At 58.4% G+C, this 20,417-nt stretch carries 21 protein-coding genes; 6 read left to right on the top strand and 15 right to left on the bottom strand.

Features of this window, described 5'->3' with window-relative positions; translation table 11 throughout:
- Nucleotides 1-7: 7 nt before the first annotated feature.
- The 6 genes from hpf to ACEN2R_RS03520 form a co-directional block, all read right to left on the bottom strand.
- Nucleotides 8-583, bottom strand: coding sequence for a ribosome hibernation-promoting factor, HPF/YfiA family (gene hpf, locus ACEN2R_RS03545; protein ID WP_442039499.1), 576 nt, complete (start codon nucleotides 581-583; stop codon nucleotides 8-10).
- Between the two features lie 284 nt (nucleotides 584-867).
- Nucleotides 868-1,629, bottom strand: a complete 762-nt coding sequence (gene lptB, locus ACEN2R_RS03540) for an LPS export ABC transporter ATP-binding protein (RefSeq protein WP_442039238.1) — start codon at nucleotides 1,627-1,629, stop codon at nucleotides 868-870.
- Nucleotides 1,629-2,135, bottom strand: a complete 507-nt coding sequence (locus ACEN2R_RS03535) for an LptA/OstA family protein (protein ID WP_442039236.1) — start codon at nucleotides 2,133-2,135, stop codon at nucleotides 1,629-1,631. Before ACEN2R_RS03535 ends, lptB begins: the two co-directional genes overlap by 1 nt.
- A gap of 11 nt (nucleotides 2,136-2,146) precedes the next feature.
- Entirely contained in the window at nucleotides 2,147-2,755 is a 609-nt protein-coding gene (locus tag ACEN2R_RS03530) for a hypothetical protein (RefSeq protein WP_442039234.1), read from the bottom strand.
- Nucleotides 2,756-2,758: 3 nt separating this feature from the next.
- The gene (locus tag ACEN2R_RS03525; RefSeq protein WP_442039232.1) at nucleotides 2,759-3,724 is read right to left on the bottom strand and encodes a KpsF/GutQ family sugar-phosphate isomerase; all 966 of its coding nucleotides are present in this window, start codon (nucleotides 3,722-3,724) and stop codon (nucleotides 2,759-2,761) included.
- A 20-nt stretch (nucleotides 3,725-3,744) separates the two neighbouring features.
- Nucleotides 3,745-4,356 carry a ribonuclease D gene (locus ACEN2R_RS03520; RefSeq protein WP_442039497.1) on the bottom strand — a complete coding sequence of 204 codons (612 nt, stop codon included), beginning with the start codon at nucleotides 4,354-4,356 and terminating at the stop codon, nucleotides 3,745-3,747.
- A 150-nt stretch (nucleotides 4,357-4,506) separates the two neighbouring features.
- On the opposite strand from ACEN2R_RS03520, the gene ACEN2R_RS03515 reads away from it, so the two are divergent.
- A complete protein-coding gene (locus tag ACEN2R_RS03515; protein WP_442039230.1) occupies nucleotides 4,507-5,538 on the top strand; it encodes an N-acetylneuraminate synthase family protein in 1,032 nt (343 codons plus the stop codon).
- Here ACEN2R_RS03515 and ACEN2R_RS03510 read toward each other — a convergent pair.
- Nucleotides 5,535-6,167 (bottom strand): glycosyltransferase family 29 protein, encoded by a 633-nt coding sequence (locus tag ACEN2R_RS03510; protein ID WP_442039228.1) that lies wholly within the window; start codon nucleotides 6,165-6,167, stop codon nucleotides 5,535-5,537. The two genes, ACEN2R_RS03515 and ACEN2R_RS03510, sit on opposite strands and share 4 nt — an antisense overlap.
- A gap of 10 nt (nucleotides 6,168-6,177) precedes the next feature.
- Nucleotides 6,178-6,936 (bottom strand): hypothetical protein, encoded by a 759-nt coding sequence (locus tag ACEN2R_RS03505; RefSeq protein ID WP_442039226.1) that lies wholly within the window; start codon nucleotides 6,934-6,936, stop codon nucleotides 6,178-6,180.
- Nucleotides 6,937-7,057: 121 nt separating this feature from the next.
- On the opposite strand from ACEN2R_RS03505, the gene neuC reads away from it, so the two are divergent.
- Genes neuC through ACEN2R_RS03490 form a run of 3 tightly spaced genes read left to right on the top strand, consistent with a single transcriptional unit; the run spans nucleotide 7,058 to nucleotide 10,776 of the window.
- Nucleotides 7,058-8,179, top strand: coding sequence for a UDP-N-acetylglucosamine 2-epimerase (gene neuC, locus ACEN2R_RS03500; RefSeq protein ID WP_442039224.1), 1,122 nt, complete (start codon nucleotides 7,058-7,060; stop codon nucleotides 8,177-8,179).
- Nucleotides 8,172-9,464 (top strand): 3-deoxy-D-manno-octulosonic acid transferase, encoded by a 1,293-nt coding sequence (locus tag ACEN2R_RS03495; protein ID WP_442039222.1) that lies wholly within the window; start codon nucleotides 8,172-8,174, stop codon nucleotides 9,462-9,464. Before neuC ends, ACEN2R_RS03495 begins: the two co-directional genes overlap by 8 nt.
- Nucleotides 9,457-10,776, top strand: coding sequence for a 3-deoxy-D-manno-octulosonic acid transferase (locus ACEN2R_RS03490; protein WP_442039220.1), 1,320 nt, complete (start codon nucleotides 9,457-9,459; stop codon nucleotides 10,774-10,776). Before ACEN2R_RS03495 ends, ACEN2R_RS03490 begins: the two co-directional genes overlap by 8 nt.
- Here ACEN2R_RS03490 and ACEN2R_RS03485 read toward each other — a convergent pair.
- From ACEN2R_RS03485 to ACEN2R_RS03475, 3 genes are read right to left on the bottom strand one after another with little or no spacing between them, the layout of a single operon-like run.
- Nucleotides 10,763-11,554, bottom strand: coding sequence for an SDR family oxidoreductase (locus tag ACEN2R_RS03485; protein WP_442039218.1), 792 nt, complete (start codon nucleotides 11,552-11,554; stop codon nucleotides 10,763-10,765). The genes ACEN2R_RS03490 and ACEN2R_RS03485 overlap by 14 nt on opposite strands.
- Nucleotides 11,547-12,254: an acylneuraminate cytidylyltransferase family protein gene (locus ACEN2R_RS03480; protein ID WP_442039216.1), complete on the bottom strand. Its 708-nt coding sequence runs from the start codon at nucleotides 12,252-12,254 to the stop codon at nucleotides 11,547-11,549. Before ACEN2R_RS03480 ends, ACEN2R_RS03485 begins: the two co-directional genes overlap by 8 nt.
- Nucleotides 12,251-13,204, bottom strand: coding sequence for a Gfo/Idh/MocA family protein (locus ACEN2R_RS03475; protein WP_442039214.1), 954 nt, complete (start codon nucleotides 13,202-13,204; stop codon nucleotides 12,251-12,253). The genes ACEN2R_RS03480 and ACEN2R_RS03475 overlap by 4 nt, the downstream gene beginning before the upstream one ends.
- Nucleotides 13,205-13,415: 211 nt before the next feature.
- On the opposite strand from ACEN2R_RS03475, the gene ACEN2R_RS03470 reads away from it, so the two are divergent.
- Together ACEN2R_RS03470 and ACEN2R_RS03465 are read left to right on the top strand one after the other, a co-directional pair.
- On the top strand, nucleotides 13,416-13,682 hold the full coding sequence (locus ACEN2R_RS03470) for a spike base protein, RCAP_Rcc01079 family (RefSeq protein WP_442039212.1): 267 nt from the start codon (nucleotides 13,416-13,418) through the stop codon (nucleotides 13,680-13,682).
- Complete coding sequence (locus ACEN2R_RS03465; protein WP_442039210.1) at nucleotides 13,682-14,635, top strand: phage head spike fiber domain-containing protein; 954 nt, start codon at nucleotides 13,682-13,684, stop codon at nucleotides 14,633-14,635. Before ACEN2R_RS03470 ends, ACEN2R_RS03465 begins: the two co-directional genes overlap by 1 nt.
- A 65-nt stretch (nucleotides 14,636-14,700) precedes the next feature.
- Here ACEN2R_RS03465 and ACEN2R_RS03460 read toward each other — a convergent pair whose 3' ends face one another.
- From ACEN2R_RS03460 to ACEN2R_RS03445, 4 genes are read right to left on the bottom strand one after another with little or no spacing between them, the layout of a single operon-like run.
- Nucleotides 14,701-16,728, bottom strand: a complete 2,028-nt coding sequence (locus tag ACEN2R_RS03460) for a glycosyltransferase (RefSeq protein WP_442039208.1) — start codon at nucleotides 16,726-16,728, stop codon at nucleotides 14,701-14,703.
- Entirely contained in the window at nucleotides 16,725-18,038 is a 1,314-nt protein-coding gene (locus ACEN2R_RS03455; RefSeq protein ID WP_442039206.1) for a lipopolysaccharide biosynthesis protein, read from the bottom strand. Before ACEN2R_RS03455 ends, ACEN2R_RS03460 begins: the two co-directional genes overlap by 4 nt.
- Before the next feature lie 14 nt (nucleotides 18,039-18,052).
- Nucleotides 18,053-19,474 carry an O-antigen ligase family protein gene (locus ACEN2R_RS03450; protein ID WP_442039204.1) on the bottom strand — a complete coding sequence of 474 codons (1,422 nt, stop codon included), beginning with the start codon at nucleotides 19,472-19,474 and terminating at the stop codon, nucleotides 18,053-18,055.
- Nucleotides 19,440-20,348 (bottom strand): glycosyltransferase, encoded by a 909-nt coding sequence (locus tag ACEN2R_RS03445; RefSeq protein ID WP_442039202.1) that lies wholly within the window; start codon nucleotides 20,346-20,348, stop codon nucleotides 19,440-19,442. Before ACEN2R_RS03445 ends, ACEN2R_RS03450 begins: the two co-directional genes overlap by 35 nt.
- Nucleotides 20,349-20,417: the final 69 nt, after the last annotated feature.

Raw genomic sequence — 20,417 nt, 5'->3', positions numbered from 1 at the left:
GTGGTCGTTAATTCGTATTGCGCGGATCGATCCAGCCGATATTTCCGTCTTCGCGACGGTATACGACATTCACACCGCTATGTCTTTCGTTCCGGAACACAAGAAGCGGTGCGCCACCGATCTCCATCTGCATGACCGCTTCGCCGACAGAGATGGACGGTATCTTTGTCTCCATCTCTGCGATGATCATGGGTTGAAGCGTATCGCTGTCCGACTCTTCCATTCCTTCGCTTGCGGCGAGGATATACGAGGAAGCGCCCGAAAGTTCAACAGGCTGTGACCGGTCTTTGTGGTGGTCCTTCAACCGGCGCTTGTAGCGGCGCAATTGCTTTTCCATTTTGTCGGCGCAGGAATCGAATGCGGCGTAAATTTCCGTGGCGTGCGCTTTTGCCTGCGCGGTCAAGCCGGTGGAAAGATGCACAGTCGCCTCGCACACATATTCATGCGCGTTACGGGAAAAGATGATCACAGCCTCGGTTGGACGTCCGGCATATTTCGCCATGACCGTACCAAGCTGATCCTTCACATGCGTTTGCAGAGCTTCGCCAATATCTATTTGTCGTCCGCTGATCTGGTATCGCATCATACCTCCCTAAGGGTCTGGAGTGGAAAGCCTGTGTATCCTGCAACATGCAAGCTTAAGGCCGGAATAAACTTTGATGTTCTTTGTGCAGTCCGGAGGCACCGGGCGCGCGGGGAGCGGGTAGTGATTTCCACCGCTCGAACGATGAGAATGTCGTTTTCCATTCTTTGTATTTGGCGTCGAATCCCGGTATGATGTCAACTGGAAGTCGCAATTCTATGACGATTTCTGGCGTGCCCCGGCGGCAATCTCAGTGGTTTTTCGGCGCATAGGTGCTTGAATTATCAAGAAATTCTGAAGCCTTGCCCAAGGTAAACGCGGCGCACGTTTTCGTCTTGAACGACCTCGTCGGTTGTTCCGCTCATCAGGACGGTTCCATCGTGCAGGATATAGGCCCTGTCGACGATCTCCAGCGTTTCGCGGACGTTGTGATCGGTAATCAGAACCCCGATGCCGCGCGTTTTCAGGTCGGCCACAAGCGATCGGATCTCGCCGACGGCAATGGGGTCCACGCCGGCAAAAGGTTCGTCCAACAGGACATATTTGGGGTCTGCGGCCAGACAGCGCGCAATCTCGACGCGACGGCGCTCGCCTCCTGACAGGGCAAGCGCAGAGGCACGCCGCAGGTGGCCGATGGAAAATTCGGACAGCAATTCTTCAAGCCGCTCGCGGCGCTTGTGTCGGTCCGGAACGGCAATCTCGAGGATCGAGGCGATGTTGTCCTCGACGTTCATGCCCCGAAAGATCGACACTTCTTGGGGAAGATATCCGATCCCCAGCTTTGCGCGGCGATACATCGGAAGGCGGGACACGTCACGCCCGTCTATCACGACCTGCCCGCCTTCGGGCGACACGAGGCCGGCAATCGAATAAAAGCAGGTCGTTTTCCCTGACCCGTTCGGACCAAGAAGGGCAACGACTTCGCCGCGGCCCAGATACAGACTGACGTCGCGGATCACGGGACGTTTGCGATAGCTTTTGCGCAGGTTGACGACCCGAAGGCCGACGTCGCCTTCGGACAGGGTCAATTCGGGTTTGGGCGACATCAGTTTCCGCCCGACTGAAGAACGGTTTTCACGCGCCCTTCCATGATCGCGGCGCCATTCGTAAGGTCGATGCGCATTTTCTCGGACGTAAGCGCATTTTCGCCCTGCATCAGCAGGACATCGCCCGTCATGTAGATCAGGCCATCTTCCACCGAATAGCTGGCTTTTTCTGCCTCGGCCGCGTCGGTTCCGTTCACGATCGTCACGCCGCCTGTCGCTTCCATCCGCGAGATTTTGCCCTGGTCGCCGCCCTCGACGGCCTTGGCGTAGACCACAAGCACCTCGGCGGCGGAAAGACGCATTTCTCCCTGCCCGATCACGACATTTCCGGTGAAAATCGCTGTTCCGTCGGTTTGGTTGACCTGAAGCTGGTCCGCGACAACCTCTATCGGGGCTGTGGGGTCCTGCTGGAGGCCGCCAAATTCGATTGCGGTTCCCTGTGCATTACCTGCACCCGGCGCTGCCAGCAGTATGGCGGCCAAAATATAAGCGCGAGGATCAAGCACAGTGGTTTCCTTTATTCTTTCGGATCGTATACCAGCTTCACGCCGTCCTTGAAAACAAGAAGATACTCGCCGTCTGTTCCCGTTATCGTCGTCAGCGACATAGAGCCCGCGTCAAGTGTGCCCAATGGCCCTGTCGCGCTGACGGAACTGTTGCTGGTCAATGATCCGACGCCCAGCTTTGCATTGATTCCGTCAGTCTGGATGACGTAACCGGTGGATGTCAGCATTTCCACATCGCCTTGCAGGGTGATGGATTCGATGCTGGTATTTATGATGCCGTTCAGCGCCTTGAGGTCGAATTCGACGCCCTCTTTGGTCTGGATCCTTGCAGTCATCTTTGTGCCGGTCACGATCTGGGAATTGTCTGGATCAGGCTTTGCCGTGTCCGCCCCGACAGAGACTGCCGCGCCGTCCAGCGTGACACCCGAGTATCTGGGCGATCCGATGCGTTGTTCCCGCGCAATCTGGTCCACGTCGACAGTAGAAAAGGGGATCACGTCGGATTGATCGACCTTGCGTGACAGTAGGAACATCGTAGACAACAGGCCAAGCGCGACCAGTGGCAGGATGATCTTTACCCAAGCCACAAACCGCGAATATCCGTTGTCATATTTCGCCATCCGCTAAACGACGCCCGCGCGCAGGCAATCGTGGATGTGCAGAATGCCGATGGCCAGCTTGCTGCCTTTCGGCTCTACCACAAACAGACAGGTGATCTTTCGCTCGTTCATCAGTGCAACCGCCACCTCGGCCAGAGAGTCGGGGCCGATGGTGCGGGGATCTGGTGTCATTACCTGTTCCGCAGTCAACGACAAAAGGCCATCCATATGCCGACGCAAATCGCCGTCGGTCACGATACCTGACAGTTTACCATCCGTATCCGTCACGCCAACCACGCCAAAGCCCTTTTGGCTGATGGTCAGCAGAACCTCGCTCATCGGGCTGCCTGTGGTGACAACAGGCAGGCTGTCGCCGCTGTGCATCAGGTCGCGGACCTTGGACAATTGCGCACCCAGTTTGCCGCCGGGATGGAAATCACGGAATTTTTCGGGCGTGAATTTGCGGTGGGTCATCAGGGCAACGGCAAGCGCATCGCCAAGGGCCAGCGTCATCGTCGTGGAGGTTGTGGGGACAACGCCCGTCCCGCAGGCCTCTGGAAACTGGGGTAAAATCAGTGCGACGTCGGACTGGCGGATCAGTGTGCTGTCCTTGCGGCTGGCGACGCCGATCAGCGGTATGTTGAACCTGCGGGTATAGGCGATCATATCGGCGAGTTCCGGTGTCTCGCCCGAGTTGGACAGCATCAGCGTTACATCGCCCTGCGCCATCATGCCCAGATCACCATGGCTTGCCTCGGCGGGGTGAACGAAATGTGCGGGCGTGCCGGTGGAGGCCAGAGTTGCCGCGATCTTCCGCGCGATATGGCCGGATTTCCCCATGCCAGAGATAATCACGCGCCCCTTGGCATCCAGCAACAGCTGCACCGCCTCGGCAAAACCTTCGCCCAGCGTTTCGGCAAGACGCGTCAGTGCCTGCGCCTCTTGGTTGATGACGGCGCGGCCTGTTTCCAGGAACGAAGTGTTGGTCATGTCTGGCCTTCTGGTGCGGATCAATGAGAAAAAATGTCGATTTCCGGCCAGCCTTCGAGGTCAAGCAGGGCGCGGGTTGGCAGGAAGTCGAAGCAGGACTGGGCAAGCGCCATGCGGCCTTCGCGCTCCAGCCGGATGTTCAGCTCTTTGCGCAGCCTGTGCAGGTAAAGAACGTCAGAGGCGGCATAGTCGAGTTGCGCCTGCGTCAGGGTCTTGGCACCCCAATCGCTGCTTTGCTGATACTTCGATATGTCGACCTTCAGTAGTTCTTCCAGCAGGTTTTTAAGCCCGTGCCGGTCTGTATAGGTGCGGATCATCTTTGACGCGATTTTTGTGCAATAGACGGGGGTCGTGACCGTGCCGAAGGCATTGCACATCGCGGCGATGTCGAAACGGCCGAAGTGAAACAGTTTCAGAACATCGGGATCGGCCAGCATGCGGCAAAGATTCGGCGCCTGTGTCTGGCCCTTTGCGACCTGAACCATATGCGCATGACCGTCGCCGCAAGACATCTGCACCAGACACAGGCGGTCACGGTGCGGGTTCAGACCCATGGTTTCGCAATCGATAGCGACGACAGGGCCAAGATCAAGGTCATCGGGCAGGTCGTTCTGATACAGAAAATTGGTCACATCGTCCTCGTTCTGGCTTTGCCGTCTATATGTCATGCCCGACGGGTTCGCCGCAATCCATACTATGCCCGGTCAAAATCGAGGGACGTTGCAAATCGGACGGTTCAATGCGACACCCGAAGGGTTGCAAGCAGTCCGCAGGAGAGCAGGATGAGGATCGGAAACAGAGACGTTTCACCAGCCCACGCGCCGTTGGTTATCGCCGAAATCGGGATCAACCACGGTGGTGATCTGGAGGTCGCAAAGACCATGGTTCGCCTCGCACGCGATGCGGGATGCGAATGTGTCAAGCACCAGACCCATTTCGTCGAAGACGAGATGACCGAGGAAGCCAAGCAGATCTTTCCCCCGAACGCCGATGTGTCGATCTGGGAGGTGATGGAGCGTTGTGCGCTGTCGCGTGACGACGAGATTGCGCTAAAGACCTATACCGAGAGCCTTGGTATGATCTATCTTTCAACGCCGTTTTCCCGCGCGGCCGCCGATTTCCTGAACGAGATCGACGTGCCCGCCTTCAAGATCGGATCGGGCGAGGCGGACAACCTGCCGCTGATCCGCCACATCGCACGGATGGGCAAGCCCGTTATCATGTCGACGGGCATGCAGACCATCGACTCGGTTCGGGCCAGCGTCGCCATTCTGGAAGACGCAGGCATCGAATATGCGCTGCTGGAATGCACCAATCTTTACCCGTCGCCACCTGAAATTGTGTCGCTTCAGGGTGTGACCGACCTGAAGAACGCCTTTCCAAAGGCTGTTGTCGGGTTTTCGGATCATTCCATCGGGCCGGAAATGGCGCTTGCCTCTGTTGCGTTGGGCGCGTCGATCCTGGAACGGCATTACACAGACAGCCGTTACCGGATCGGGCCGGACATCATTTGCTCGATGGACCCCGCAGAGCTGCGGTTCCTGATTGATCGCAGCCGCGAGATCCACACGGCGCTGATGAACCCCAAGCAGCGCACCGCGTCGGAAGAGGCGGTCTATCGCTTTGCCCGCGCCAGTGTGGTTGCAGACCGCGATTTGCCGGCGGGACATGTGATCGAAGAGGCGGATATATGGGCGCGCCGCCCCGGATCGGGAGAGATTGCGGGCTATGATTTCGACAAGGTCATCGGCAAGCGGCTGACCCGCGCGGTGACGCGGAACACCCAGTTGAAATGGGCCGATCTGGACGGCTAGCGAATGGTGATGCGGGCGGCTTGTTCAAAGGCCCGCATCTGCCGCTCTTCCGTGTCGTAGTGGTGCGGGGTGACGTAACCTTCGGGATTGTAAAAGGTGTCGGTCGCGCCGAAATCGAACCCGTAAAGCGTGATAGAGGCGGCGCAATCCAGACGCAGCAGATAGCTTGTGATCATGAACCCGGACGAGGGGCGGCGGCCCAACAGGTTTCTGTCCCTGAAAAAATACCAGTGACGGTAGAACGCGGTTTTGCGCAGATGGTGCCAGGCCTTCAGCCGGAAGTGGCGCAGTTTCGGCGTGAGCCAGATGATGAAGTCCGGATTGAACAGTTCGTCGACTTCGGCGCTTGTGTAATCAACCGACAACCCGAGGATATCGGTGCGCGTCCCTTGCGCCAGCGGTTTGACGACAGACCCCTTGTTCAGGCGCAGAACGATGTCTGCGGCGTCGATCTCGGCCCCGTGTTGTTTTTGCAGAAGGCTTTGCGCGTTTCCAACAATTGCGATGTGCTTGCCCGCAACCCTTTGGCGAACCATATGATCTGATCGGCGCGTGAGTTTCAGCGCAATGCCAAAGGGCGCTTGCAGCAGATACTTGCGTGGGAAATTGAGCGCGCGCGGACTGAACATTGTTGCGGCCTTAGTTTTTTACGCCGTTCCAGTATTTCACCATCCAATCCACTTTTCCGCGTCCCATATGCGGAAACTGGCCCCACCAACCCGGCTGGACCAGGTCGATCGGGCGCGGAACGCCGTGGAAGGCGACAATCTTTGTTTTCGGATCAGGCTTTGACGGGGCAAGAAAGAAGCCCAGCCCCACGGGCCTGCGAAGGTGGTATTTGAAGCTGACAACCCAAGGGTCGGGCCAAAAGGACACCGATTTCGCCTCGTTTTGCAGATAGACTTGTTCGATCCGGTATTTCGCGACCATCGCATCCCGGTCGCCAAGGAATTTTTCCAGGATTTCAGGCTCTGCCCCCAGAGTGAATGCAAAAACACTGGTGTTGGAAAGCTGCGGTGCGGTCGGATCGTTTTTCCACGTCGCGCCTTCATCTATGGTCAGGATGGGTGCTTCGGCCTCGAAAAACGGCTCGAGACTGCTACAAACGACGGTATCCAGATCAAGAAACAGCGCGCGACCGGTCAAACCATACAGGTCTTTCCCGAAAACGCTTAGCTTGGCCCAGCCGCCTTTTTTCCAATGGCTTTCGTCCAACCCCATATCGGGGATTGGAAAATGTTCGATCCCTTCGGCCAGACCGCTGGGGTCTTCTGTCAGGCAGACAAAACGCACCGGATGACTGACGTTCCGTTTTACGGCCGCGAACAGGACGTTGACGTAGGAGGCCGGATAAAGGCTGCCCCATTTCATGCAGATTACGACACGGTCCTGGGTCACTTTGGCTGTCTCCGTTTTGATCATCGCGCTACGTTAAATGTGCCGATGCGGAATGTCCACGCGGATACAATTGCCTTCATCGGCCCCCAAGGCTAATGTCCGGGAAAAAATGCGGAGTAGCATGACCCAGTCCCTTCTTTTCGTCACCGGCACGCGGGCCGATTTTGGCAAGCTAGAGCCCTTGGCGGTGGCCGCACGCGACGCCGGTTTTCAGGTGACCTTTTTTGTCACGGGCATGCACATGCTTGATCGCTATGGTTTGACCAAGATCGAGGTGCACCGCACGCAGGGTGTAACGGTCCACGAGTTTTTGAACCAACGGATCGGTGACCCGCAGGATATGATCCTTGCCAAGACGGTGATCGGGTTTTCCGACTATCTGGCGGAACACCGTCCTGATCTTGTGATTGTGCATGGGGACCGGGTCGAGGCGTTGGCTTGTGCGTTGGTGTCGGCCACGAACTACGTTCGGTCCGCACATGTCGAGGGCGGCGAGGTTTCAGGCACGATCGACGAGATTTTCCGGCATTGCAATTCCAAGCTGGCAAGCCATCATTTTGTGTCGTCAGAACAGGCGGCGCAGCGCGTCATGACGTTGGGAGAACCTGCGGAAAGCATTCACGTCATAGGCTCGCCGGAACTGGATTTCCATTCGCAACCGTCAGGTGTCAGCATAGAGGATGTGCGCCGCCACTATTCCATCCCGTTTTCGGACTACGGGATCTGTGTGTTTCATCCGGTCACATCCGAGGCCGATACGATGCTGCTGCAGGCGCAGGATTGCTTTGGCGCGCTAGAGGCGTCGGGGCGGAATTTTGTGCTGATCGCGCCAAACAATGATCCGGGGTCAGAGGGCATTTTTTCTGTCATCAACGCGCTTCCGGCGGACAAATTCAGGGTTTTGCCCTCGATGCGGTTCGCGCATTTTTCCGAGTTGATGAAGAACGCACAAGTGATGATGGGGAATTCCTCGGCGGGTGTGCGCGAGGCACCATTCATCGGAATTCCGTCGCTTGATATCGGGACGCGGCAGACAAACCGCGCGGTTGCTCCGTCGATCTTTACCGCCGAGGCGCGCGATCGCGCCGCAATTGCTGCGTTCCTGCACGATCAATGGGGCAAGCGGTATCCAAGCCATACGGCGTTTGGCGAAGGGCGGGCGGCGGATCGGTTTGTCGAAATTCTGCAAGACCCCGGTTTCTGGGGGCGCGGGTTGCAGAAAGAGTTCCACGACATTGGCTAGGCTCCTGCCAGACGAGTGGCTTTTGCGTCTCTATATCGCCGCAACTTACGCATTTGTGCCGCTTGCGCCCGTGGCGTTGCGGCGCAGGTTGGGACGCGGCAAAGAGGACCCTGCGCGGTGGCGCGAAAAGCTGGGAGAAGCCGGTTTGGCGCGCCCCGATGGGCCTTTGATCTGGTTGCATGCCGTGGGGCTGGGAGAGGTTCTTGCCCTGCGCGGGCTTATTCTGGCGCTGGCGAAACAGCGCCCCGACCTGCATTTCCTTGTAACGTCATCGGTCAGAAGTTCGGCGCAGGTCTTTGCACGCAACGCGCCGCCGTGCACGCAGCATCAGTTTTTACCGCTGGACGCCATGCCGTTTGTGCGGCCGTTTCTGGATCACTGGCGCCCCGATCTGTCGATATGGGCCGAGCAGGATATATGGCCCGGCCTTGTGGTTGAAACCCATCGCAGGGGAATTCCTTTGGCTTTGGTCAATGGCCGGATGAACGCCGGTGCCTATGCGTCGCGGGCACGCGTGCGGTCGGTATATGCGGCTCTGTACCAGCGATTTTCGATGATTTTTGCCCAGGATCGGGATAGCGCCAGGTATCTTGAGGCACTCGGGGCGGTGGCCCCTGTTCCTGTCACCGGATCACTGAAGGCGTCTGCGCCAGTGCTTGCGGACCAACCAGAGGAGCGGGGGCGGACAGGGCGTGCGGTCGAGGGGCGCAGGTTGTGGTGCGCGGCCTCTACCCATCAGGAGGACGAGGCGGTCGTGTTGGCTGCACAGGCGCGGTTGTTCGCAGCGGACCCACACAGTCTGCTGGTTCTGGCCCCCCGGGATCCGGTCAGGGCCGACAGTATCAAAGACGCGGCACGCGCCTTGGGTCTGGGCGTTGCGGCAAGATCACTGGGCGAGGTTCCGGGACCGGGCGACGCTGTGTATCTGGCAGACAGTTTCGGCGAGATGGGGCTTTGGTATCGGCTTTGCCCTGTGGTTTTCATGGGTGGGTCGTTTGGTCCGGTCAGTGGCCACAACCCGTGGGAGCCTGCGCATTTTGGCGCCGCCATCCTGCACGGTCCGAATGTGGCGAATTTTGCGGCGGACTATGAGGATTTCGCAAAGGCGGGCGCGTCGCATCAGGTGAATGACGTGCCGGACTTGATCAAGGCGCTTGGGGCGGTTGATTTGGTCGAAACCGGTTCGAGCGCGAAGCGTCTGGCGGTCAGCAGGCTTACGGTGGCGGATGATCTGGCAGTAAGGCTTTTGTCCTTGCTTCCCGACACCGAGGCACAAGATGCGTAAGCGGTTCCCGTCCATCAGGCTTCGGTTTGTGCTTTTTGCATATGCGCTGTTGTGGTGGGTCTGTTTGCCGCTTGTGTTGTTGTATTTGCGCCGGCGGGCACGGCGCGATCCGGTTTATGGCGCGCATCTGGGCGAGCGGTTCGGCAGATATGTGGACGGGCTGAAAGATGCGGTTTGGGTGCATGCGGTTTCGCTGGGCGAGATGCGGTCAGCGACACCTTTGATCCGTGCAATGCTGAACCGCGGAGAGCGGGTTGTGACCACGCATTTCACGCCAGCCGGACGCCGCGAGGCAGAGCGGGTGTTCGCGGCAGATCTGGCCGGGGGCAGGTTTCGTGCAGTCTGGGTGCCGTTTGAGTTCGGCTTTGCGTTCCGCCGGTTTTTTCGTGCCTTCACGCCGAAATATGGGCTGGTCATGGAGATCGAGATCTGGCCGCAAATGATTATGGCGGCGCGGGCGAGTGGCGTGCCGCTGTTCATGTGCAATGCGCAGTATCCCGCAAAAAGTTTTGCACGCGATCAGGAACGCGCACCGTTTCGCGCTGAGTTGATGCAGGGCTTTGCCGGTGCGCTGGTCAAGTCCGAGGCGCAGCGCCGGTTGTTCGCCTCTGTCGGGGTGAGGAACATTGCTGTCACGGGCGAGCTGCGCTTTGACCAAGCTGTGCCGCCTTTGCATTTGGCGGCGGCGCGTGCGGCCCGCCGTGGGATTGCCGGTGGTCGGTCGGTAGTCACGATTGCCAGCGCTGTTGAGGGCGAGGACGAAACCTATATCGACGCCATCCGTGCGACGATTGCCGCGAAAGGTGCGGATGCGCCGTTGTTCATTTACGTGCCGCGTGCGCCAGAGCGGTTCGACGAGGTCGGGCAGATGATCGTGAAGGCAGGTCTGCGTTTGGAGAAGCGGTCCGAGGTTTTCGATGAGGCGTTGGCGCTGAAAGCGGACCCGCAGAACCCCGACGTGATCCTTGGTGACAGTATGGGAGAGATGTATTTCTACCTTGAACTGGCGGATCGGGCGATTGTGGGCGGTGGGTTCAACGCCAAAGGCGCACATAATGTGATCGAGCCTTTGGCGTTGAAAAAGCCTGTTATTGTCGGGCCGCAGATATGGACGATCGAATATCCCGCGATGGATGCGATTGCCGCTGGCGTGTGCTTGCAGGTGCAGACGCCAGCGGCGTTGATTGAGGCATTGATCCGCGAAGAACCTGTGCCGGCCAACGCTATAAATGCGTTTTTCAAGGCGCATTCCGGCGGTGTGGCGCGGACATTGGCGGCGATACCGGAATTGCTGGCGTCTACCAGCCGCTAAAGCCGCCGTCGACGTTGACGAGTTGGCCGGTCATATACCCCGATTGGGCAGAGCAGAGAAACAGCATCGCGTCTGCGATCTCGTCGGGTTTGGCCATCCGTCCCGCCATGATAAGTTCGGAGACACGGCGCTGAAATTCTTCCGAGTGATTGTTGAACACGGCCCCCGGCGCGATTGTGTTCACCGTGGCCTGCCGCTTTGCCCAATAGCCGGCCAGCCACAGGGTCAGCCCGTGAATGCCTGCTTTGGTGGTGGAATAGGCAGAGAAGGATTTGAACGGCATGTCTTCGTATATCTGGTGGTGTGGGCCGTTCAGGGCATACATCGAGGCGACATTGATCAGCGTTGCCGGATAGCGGCCCACAATATCGCGGTCCATCTGGCGGGCGATCATGAAGGCGCCTGTCAGGTTTGTGCGCATCGTCCGCTCCCAGTCGCTGACCGAGGTGTTGGCGAAATCCGGAAAAGGCTTGCCGGCCCCCATCAGCATTTCGCCGGTGATCGCGGCGTTGTTCAGAACCACGTTCGGTTCCCAGCCGTCGCCGATGATGCGTTTGAATATGCCTTCGACGGCGGTTTCGTCGCCAACATCCAGATCGTAGAAGCGGAAATTGTCATTGCCGTCGTGCGTCGCCTTTAGTGCGTCGGCGCGGTGCCCCTGAAGGTCGGATGCGACGACGCGCGCGCCCGCGTCCAACATGCGCCGGACATAGGTGGACCCAAGAACACCACCCGATCCGGTGATGAAAATTGTGCGTCCGGTCAGTTGTTTATCCATGGGCTTGTTCCTTCAGGCGGTTGGTCAGCAGGAATTCCACCAGCTGGAAATCAAAGGGGCTGTCGATATCGACGCAGCGTTCGGCGGGCATAAGATAGGGGATCACGCGCCCCTCGAACAAGGCGTTGGCGCGCCGCAGATAGTCGGGGGCGACGACATAGGTAGAGGCGGCGTGTTCGTAAACAACCGGTGCCTGTTGGCGCGCGACGACACCGCCTGGCAAGGGTTTCGAGACGTGCAGGGCGCCGGTTGCGTCGGGCTCTACCAGATTGAAGTACGGATTCTTGCGGGCTTCGCAGCAGGACATGACCATATCGGGCCGATCCGACCGAAACAGCGCCAATGCGTTTGTGATGTCTTCGGGCAGGCGAAGTGGCGAGGTGCAGTCGAGGTCGAGAAACGCGGTTGCGGAGCCTGTCAAAGCCTCGGATGCGGCAAGGGCATGTTGCCAGACGCCCCACTTTCCGGCCGAGTCCGTTGCCAGATGATCGGGGCGCAGGCCAATTTCCAACGCACCTTTGGCGATGGCGTGTTCATAGATTTCTTCGTCGTCAGTGGATACAACCACGGCGTCGACCTCGGCGCTTTCGAACAACTGGTCAAGGGACCAGTCAATCATCGGTTTGCCGCAGATCATGCGAAAATTCTTGCGCGGGACGCCCTTGGACCCCTTGCGTGCGCCGATATGGCCGATGATCATGCGAACTCTCCTGTTATGTTGCCCTGAAATTTGCGCCCCTCCCAAGCAGATGCAATGATCGCGCAAGACTTTGCGGCAAGATCGAGCCTTGGCAAATGCTCTACTTTGGACGTTGGCGTGCCCGCGACAAGCGCGAGGAAATCGCGCATTGCGGCCAGAAACATGTCGTTCCGGTTGTGCGGAAGGGACAGGTGGGTCGGGCCCTTTCCGTCATCGACGCTATAGCTGCCGCGGATGAAATCGAACTGGATCACCTTGCCTAGACCGCGAAGGGTGGCGCTGCGGGTGCTGACGGGCGAGAGGTAGTCCATCTCGACGTTACCGGTCACGCCGGATCGGTTGGCCCCGCCACATAGCGAAATGCGGGTGGCGAAATCGACGCCGGGATAGGCGGCATGGCCAAGGCTATTGGTGGCGGTGATCGTGGCGCCGTGGAACAGGGTCGTCGCCATATCCAGTTCATGGCACAGGTCCAAAAGAACGCCGCCGCCTTCGGGCTTGGCGGCATAGCTTTCGGAAAAGCGCCAGTTCTGCCGCCACTGACGGACGTCATGCCCTATCACGAACGAAAAGCTGTAAATATCGGACAGGTCCATTTGTGCCAGCGACCGGAATGCGGGGTGATACCGCATCATGAAACCGACCATGGACCGCTCTGCAACGGGCTGGGCGCAGGTCAGAATTTTGCTAAGTGCATCAGCGTCATAGGCCAGCGGCTTTTCAACATAGAACGGCAGACCAAGACGGGCGCAGCATGCGACAAGCTCCATCCGGATTTGCGTTGCGGTGGCGATGACCATTGCGTCAAATTCTCCGCTTTCCAACGTCTTTTTACCCGCGCCCGACGCAAAGTCGCGGTAGGGGCAAAGGACGCTGTCAACGCCAAGCGACGTCAGGTTTTCATGGTGCCGCTTGCCGATCGACCCTGCACCTACGACCATGATCCGCATTTTATATAGTCCTTTGGAACTGCGTTTTTTGTCCTGTCCCAAACCCATACATTGGGCAGGTTTGAATGTCAGCCCAGATCAATACTGCCAGCAGCCCTGACAAAGGCGGGCTCCAAAGCGGCGCACGTTCGGTTTCAAAAGCCTTAAGGATTTCTTTCTAGTCCTAGCGCCTATCCGCTCTGGTTGAGCATTCGACAAAAAGGATCTGAATATGCCAGCACTTGATGCCTTCAAGAAACACGCGCGCACGCTTCCTGGTGGGCCGATGCACTTGCAGAACGTAACCCCTGATGATGCGCAGGACCTGCCTCATGTTGCGCACTGGGTTTATGTTGCGGTCGCGGGCACGTTGCGGATCACGACCAACGGCGGCGAAACCCTGACCACACCCGAGATGGCCACCGGATGGCATCTGATGGAAGTTGCGCGCGTCTTTGCGACGGGCACCACGGCATCGGGCATCATGGTGGGTTGGTGATGAAAACCGCAGTCCGATTTATATCGAACAGGGCAAGACAGGTCGACAATATCGTGCCGTCGGGGCTGGTGCCTGTGGCGCTTTGGGATTTTGAAAGCGGTCAATATGACCGCCCGTTTTCGGTGTCCCGCGCGTCGCCGGCCTCGTTTCTGTCGCAGCAGGGCACCCTTGATATTGCCGCCCCTGATACGCTGCGATTTGGTTGGTCACAGGGGCGACGTTTCGCCATTCTTGAGGCCGCCAGCACAAACCTGCTGGTGAATTCTGTCGCAGGGGTATCCGGGGGTTGGACCGCGTCCGGTGCGGCGGCGACCGGTCTTGCGTTGGCGGCAATGGGGGTCTTTCCGGGTGTCTCTGTGGTTGGCAACGGCGCGGCGTGGAACAGGCTGCTTCACTCGAACAAACCACCCTGTAGCAGTGGCAGTCCGCTTGCCATAACGGTCTGGCTCAGGGCGGGTAGCTCTGGCAGGGCGCGGATTATTCTGCGGGATAACGTGGGGTCGACCGAAACGCATATTGCGGGTGCTGTCAGCGGCATGACGGCTGAAGCCAGCGCTGCGGGCGGTGTTTCGAACCTGTCGCGGGTGTTGCAGCCCGATGGCGTGACCACACGATTGGCGTTTGTGTTCACGCCGTCCTTTAGTGGCACTCTCAGCCTTGGGATCGGACCCGACAGTGTGGTTCTCGGGGAAACACTTGTTGTTCTGGGTGCCCAGATCGAAGTTGGGACAAAGGCGACCCGCCTTATTCCGACTGCGGGGACGGCTGCGACGCGAGCCGCTGATGTTCTGGAACTGTCACCGCCAAATGGTGCCTTTGATGTCCGGATTACCCGCTTTGATGGGTCGTTCGCGGATGGCTTTGCCGTACAGATCAACGCGCCTTGGGTACCGGCCCTTGACAGCGACGGCATCCGATCCATTGCGCTGTATCCGTCAGGAGCCCTGGTCTGATCCAAGGGGTGCGGCTGCAAACGGGTAATCTGTTTGCAGTCGCATTCCCGGTTTCCTGTTGCGCGCTACATCGGCAAAGTCCGCAACAAAACCTTGCAGGTTTCGGCAATAAACTGTTCGTCAGTGCGCGTGCTGATCAGAAGTTTATTTTCGGCTATTCCTTCAGAGCCAACCTCTGATGTGATGGTCGGAATGCCTGCGTCCAATGTTTCAATCACCTTGATCTTGACGCCTGACCCGAACCGAAGCGGCACAACAGCCGCCGCAGCGGCGCAAAAGGCGTTGACCGGATTGTCGACAAAGCCGGTCACATGCACGGCGTCACCTTCCAGCGCGATGACGTCTTTGGCTGGATGGGCCCCCACAATCCAGAGATGGGCAACGGGGATTGTCTTGCGGATTTCGGGCAGAAGATCGCGTGCCATGCGGACTGCGGCATCGATATTTTCAGCGCGCGACAGGTTGCCCCAAAAGATCAATCTGCCGGGAATGATTGTGGCACATGTCCTGAGGTGCGCTGGAACCGTAATAGTGCCCTGTGCCGCCTGAGCATTGATTTCTGCGGCGGGACATGTCTGTTGAATGAACGCGGCGTCATCGACCGACAGAGTCTCAATCCGCAATGCGCCAGCCCATGCTTTCGTTTCCCATCTGCGGGACCGGGCCGATTCGATCCGGTTGATCGCACGCCGCAGGCCTGTGGCGTGCTGTGCCTTGCGATCATACAGCCGCGATACGATGTCGTGTTGGCGAAAGTTGAACAATCCAAAGGACCGCGATGGAATTGCCGCAAGGCCCTGCGAAAAGTCCGCAAAAAAGTCGCTGTAACGGGGGTTGGACAGGTGGCGTTCGATCACCTTTCGTCCGGCGCAACGACGGGATGCGGCAAACACCGGTAGGCGGGGATGGGCCATCACTCCCGCCATTCTGTGCCGCCATGTCAGATTGATTGCGGTGACGGTACCGATATTTTCCGGCCAATGGGGTCCGGCGTTTTTGTGGTCAAGCCGGTCAAGGCGATTGACAAAATAGACCACGTCGACCCTTGCAAATCGCGCGGCAATCTCTTCGATCCGGCGAAATGCGAGCTTCTGGCCAGAGGAATTGGCATCGGGGTTCGGGCAAAAACCGCAGACGACCAAAGCGTGACGGTTTTGTTCCGGTTGATCTTGCGGTGCCAAAGCGTCCGATGTCCAGTCTTGTGCAATTTGTGACCAAGCGAACCTTGCATCAATGGGTGCGGCGAATGCCGTGAATGACGGCACATAGGGCAGGTAGTCGCGGCGCAGTTTCTGGCGGATGGCATCGTGCATGTTGGCGGCATTGCCATTGAAAACTGCTCCGCCTGTCTGCTGGGGCTGTTGTTGATGTGTCGTTTTCCGGGACGCGTGCGCGACCAGATCGGCGATCAATTCGGATGGCGCGCCTTCTATCATTTCGAACGGAAAGATGCGCAACCGGTCCGAGCCGAATATATCCACCCAGCCCTGCAGGCATTTGGCATAATCCGCATAGCGCAGCGATCTGGGAAGGCCGAGGTGATCCAGCAGGTCGCGTTGCGGCACCGCATCAACGGGCATGCCACGATCGAATGACGTTTCCATCCGTGTTCCCGACCATGCCCGTGTCACCGGATTGCGGGCAATGAACGCCAGCCGCAGTTCGGGGAACAGGCGCTGAATGGCCTTGATCCGCCATTTCGACAACGGGCCATAGTCGGGTGCCACCTCTATGATGGGCCTGTCGTCTGCAAGGTCGCCGAACTGCCGCAGATAGTGACGGAGGCTGCCCAGTCTGCCACGGTCAAAGTGGTGGCATTCCTTGATGTCGCTTACAACGGCCAGCCGGTTTGTCTGGAATTGCGCGTGGACCCAAGTGGTGCCGGATTTCTGCGCCCCGATGACCATCATATCCACCGGGCGGGGCATGTTCCGGCGGATAAAACCCGCATATCCCGGTACGGACAGGACCGCCAACATCTGTGCCGAGGCGACAGCGTATCGGGTAAGACCGATCAGTGATCGCACAGACAGCCTGCGTGTGCGGTAGGGATTCAGGCCGGCGTGCGCGACGATACCGCGGATGAGTGTCATGGTTTTGCGCCCGATTTGAGAAGGGGAATGATCGAGGTATCATAGCCAGTATGGCGTAGTGCCGATCGCCAAAGGCAGATGTTGACCGTCGTCACAATGCCGCAAATGACGCTGGCCGCGCCCAGTGTTCCAAAGGCCAAGACGGCGGGGGGGACAGTCAGGCAACCCACCGCGATAGACAGTCCCGCGATGCGCGCGCTTTGGCGTTGATGACCGGTCATGTTGAGCAAGAGCTCTGCGCTGCCTGTCGCAGCGTTGATCATCTGGGCAAGGGACAGCAGGATCAGCTCTGTTCTCATCGCTGCAAAACCCTTGCCGAACAGGCTCAGGATTTGCGCGCCGTAAAGCACGCAGGCCAGAACAGCCAGCACCGCAGGCACGAATGCCATAACGGCGCCAAAGCCCAACAGCCGCTGAAGCGTGACCCTGTCCCGGGCGTAATTGGCACGCGGAATCATTGGGCCGATCATCAGGTTCACCGCATTCAGGGAAAAAGACGGCAGCGCCGCTGTGCGGGAGGCCGCGAAATAGAGGCCGGTAATTTCGACGGGCATCAGAAGGGCCACGCAGATTGTATCAAGATTGGCACTGGCGATACCGGCGATATTTGTCATCCAGATTGGCCAGGCAACACTGGCCCAAAGCCGCAGGTCTTTTTGCGGTTTCGCCTTTGTGACGGGCAGGGGGCTGCGATTTGACAGCAGCAGAAGTTGCCCCAGCGCCAGAACCCAAAGGGCAAGGGTTGCCGCAATGACAAGCGGTATGAACTGGGCACCGGGGCCATAGGCCTGCGCCACCCACCAGCCCAATCCGATCAGAACGATACGCCAGATCAGGTCTCTGGGGGTAATGGCCCAGAACATGTCGCCCCGCGACCGCAGAACCGCGCCCTGCACATCTATCGCGATTGCTGGCGGAAGCAGAAAGAGCCCCAAAAGCGCCGCACCCGGGTCGGCGCCCGGGGTGTTGATCCAATAGGCAAGGCTGATCGAAATTCCGCCCGCCACAGCAAAGACCGTGCCGCCACCCCAAGAAAGCCGTAGCCCGGCAGAGATTAACCCACGGGCAAGAAGAAAGTCTTTTCGGGCAGAATACTCTCCCAGAAACCGAAGGATGGTCATGGGCATTCCAAGCGATAAAACTGATGTGAGCAGGGCAAGAGCCGACAGGGTCGCTGCGAATTGACCGTAGTCATACGGGGCCATCCAGCGCCCGAGCAGAACAATGCTCAGATAACTTGCGACGGCTGATCCCGCCCTTAGGGCAAGCATGTAGGCTGCGCCAAGGACAAGACGCGGTTTGGCGGGCAAGGCGCGATCCGGTTTTATTGGATGGCCTGTAAAATCGGGTGCCGCGCTTGGGTTGGTTCCCGCATGCCGGCCTTTGCCTGAAGCGCCTGTTTTGACGCAACACCAAGGCACAGCGCCGGTCCGGCCCACAGGTAGAAAGACGTGAGGATTCCGCCATCCAGTGTGCCCGAAACCGCTAACGTCAGAAACACCAGTCGCAAGCGCCTGACGTCGTACGAGTATGCCTGCGCGGGCATGCGAAGCATTGCAAAGGTCGCCGCGATAAGGGTCAGAAAGCCCGGCAGCCCCGAATACATCATCAGTCTTAGAACCAGGCTTTTGGCGGTCAGTGCGTTTCCGGTCGCGATGTCCTGTTGCACCTCATACAGGCCAGCGATGTCGCCGATCCGGTCCGGGAAAAAGAAGATCTCGTTGGACCAGCCCAGACCGACAAACGGGTTTTGCAGGACGAGGGACAGGGCAACCTTGTTGTAGGAATAGCGGATCAATGCGGATTCGTCGATTGTGCCGGACCCAAACCGTTCGGCCATCCTGCCAAATATCAGATCCTGATACAGCGGCAGGGTCACAACCATGACAAAGGCCGCCAGAAACACTGACGTCCGTGTGCGCCGTGCAGAGCCGTTGGCGAACAGAAGATGCGCGAAGACAAGCGACAGAGACAAAATCCCGATCAGGGATGCAGATGCGATTACGATCAGAATTGCCAGAACAAGGCGCAGGGTGCGGGGCGGCCCATAGGCGGGAAAGACCAGCCACGGAATGAAAAACAACAGAACTGTCTTTGCCAGTTCCGCAGGTTCCATGGTTGGGCCGTTCAGGCGCTGGAACTGAACCGAATAGGCCTGTGTCGTGATCCCGCGCGCGCCCTCGAAGAAACCGCGCAAGGCGTCATAGACCGGGTTGGGCGCAAGGGCAGAGCAAAGCTGAAGGATCGTGTAGCCGATGAAAAGGGCAAAGCAGGCTTCGATCAGCCGCTGAAAAACCCGCGTCGGCAGGGCTGTGCCTATTGTGAAAGACACCAGCACCAGCGTTGCGATAAACAGGGGGGCGATCATGGTGACCAATGACTTCGAGAGCGGATCTAGGCCATAGGCGGACAGGCCTTGCGCACTAAGCCGTACACCGTTCAGGGCGGTCAGCAGCGCGCATAGAACAAAAAACCCCAACACCCATCGAAGATATTGCGCGGGGGTGCTGCCACAGGTCAAGGCATGGCTAAGCCTGCCCGATATGCCCAGTGCGGGAAGGGCAAGAAAAAGGGGAATAAGCGCCAGATTAGTGTCGAAATTTCCAAAGAAACCAGCTTTGACAATCCCGCTGAAGGGAACGGTCAGAATGAACAGCCCACAAAGGAAACAAAGCAGAAGACCGGGGTCTTTTGCCTGAACGTGACTGGCGCTATTCACGAAGGGCATCGGCGTTTGAAGGGTCAATGTCTGCGCTGCGCATCACAATCTCTCGTAACCCCGATCGATAGATCAGGCGCATTGCCGCGTTCGGAATACAGCGAAGCCCGAACCGCATAAGGGGGAAAATGTAGTGCGGCGTGAAGACCCCTTTTCGAAGCCAAAGCGCCCGCGTGAACCAAAGCAATTCAACAAGGCCACGGCGAACAGAACTGCGCCGCGCAAAGAAATGTGGCCCTGTCCGCCAATGGAACAGGATCTCGGGATGGTTGGCGATTGCGTGGCCTTGCCGGACCAAGGTGATCAGAAAGGCCAGATCCTCTGTCAGATAGGCCTTCGGATAGCGGATGACCGGGTCGCGCAGAATGCGGCGACGCATGCAGAACGTTGGATGCAGCACGGGCGTCATCCGGTACAAAAGGTCGGCAACCGCATCGGGGTTCGTTGCAAAAATGCGGGTTCCGGTGCAGTTACCATTTGCGTCCATATCGTGCGCCTGACACCCGACCAAGGCAACATCGGGATGGTTTTCAAGGAATTCGGCCTGTTTTCGGAACCTGTCAGGAAGGGAGAAATCGTCACTATCCATGCGGAAAACAAGGGTTTCGTTCCCCAGGCTTTCGATAAGGATGTTCAGTGATGCGGCAAGGCCAAGGTTTTTCGGATTGCGCAGAATCCTGAAAAACCGCACCTTGTTCGCGGATATCCAGTCGTCTTGATAGGGCCGCAACGGCCCGTCGATACATAGATAAATGCGGATGGCGGCTGTAGCAGTGTCCTGTGCCTCGATCGACGCGACCGCGATCTCGAAATGGGCCGGGTTATCCTTTTCATAAAGCGTCATCAGCACGGCATAGATCGGGGGCTTTGGCGCTTTGGCGGCGTTTCTTTTACCTGACATCCAGTGCCCTCACGATTTTCGTAAAGTTCCAGTTAAATCCACCGAAGAATGCGCACCCGTCGGCAAGTA

This window comes from Pseudogemmobacter sp. W21_MBD1_M6 (assembly GCF_052119585.1).
GTDB lineage: Bacteria > Pseudomonadota > Alphaproteobacteria > Rhodobacterales > Rhodobacteraceae > JBGQOJ01.
This window is presented reverse-complemented; position numbering and strand designations above follow the sequence as displayed.

Coding starts and splice junctions, on each gene's coding strand:
- hpf (WP_442039499.1), bottom strand. CDS start 583: ATGCGATACCAGATCAGCGGACGACAAATAGATATTGGCGAAGCTCTG.
- lptB (WP_442039238.1), bottom strand. CDS start 1,629: ATGTCGCCCAAACCCGAATTGACCCTGTCCGAAGGCGACGTCGGCCTT.
- ACEN2R_RS03530 (WP_442039234.1), bottom strand. CDS start 2,755: ATGGCGAAATATGACAACGGATATTCGCGGTTTGTGGCTTGGGTAAAG.
- ACEN2R_RS03525 (WP_442039232.1), bottom strand. CDS start 3,724: ATGACCAACACTTCGTTCCTGGAAACAGGCCGCGCCGTCATCAACCAA.
- ACEN2R_RS03515 (WP_442039230.1), top strand. CDS start 4,507: ATGAGGATCGGAAACAGAGACGTTTCACCAGCCCACGCGCCGTTGGTT.
- ACEN2R_RS03510 (WP_442039228.1), bottom strand. CDS start 6,167: ATGTTCAGTCCGCGCGCGCTCAATTTCCCACGCAAGTATCTGCTGCAA.
- neuC (WP_442039224.1), top strand. CDS start 7,058: ATGACCCAGTCCCTTCTTTTCGTCACCGGCACGCGGGCCGATTTTGGC.
- ACEN2R_RS03490 (WP_442039220.1), top strand. CDS start 9,457: ATGCGTAAGCGGTTCCCGTCCATCAGGCTTCGGTTTGTGCTTTTTGCA.
- ACEN2R_RS03485 (WP_442039218.1), bottom strand. CDS start 11,554: ATGGATAAACAACTGACCGGACGCACAATTTTCATCACCGGATCGGGT.
- ACEN2R_RS03480 (WP_442039216.1), bottom strand. CDS start 12,254: ATGATCATCGGCCATATCGGCGCACGCAAGGGGTCCAAGGGCGTCCCG.
- ACEN2R_RS03475 (WP_442039214.1), bottom strand. CDS start 13,204: ATGCGGATCATGGTCGTAGGTGCAGGGTCGATCGGCAAGCGGCACCAT.
- ACEN2R_RS03470 (WP_442039212.1), top strand. CDS start 13,416: ATGCCAGCACTTGATGCCTTCAAGAAACACGCGCGCACGCTTCCTGGT.
- ACEN2R_RS03465 (WP_442039210.1), top strand. CDS start 13,682: ATGAAAACCGCAGTCCGATTTATATCGAACAGGGCAAGACAGGTCGAC.
- ACEN2R_RS03460 (WP_442039208.1), bottom strand. CDS start 16,728: ATGACACTCATCCGCGGTATCGTCGCGCACGCCGGCCTGAATCCCTAC.
- ACEN2R_RS03445 (WP_442039202.1), bottom strand. CDS start 20,348: ATGTCAGGTAAAAGAAACGCCGCCAAAGCGCCAAAGCCCCCGATCTAT.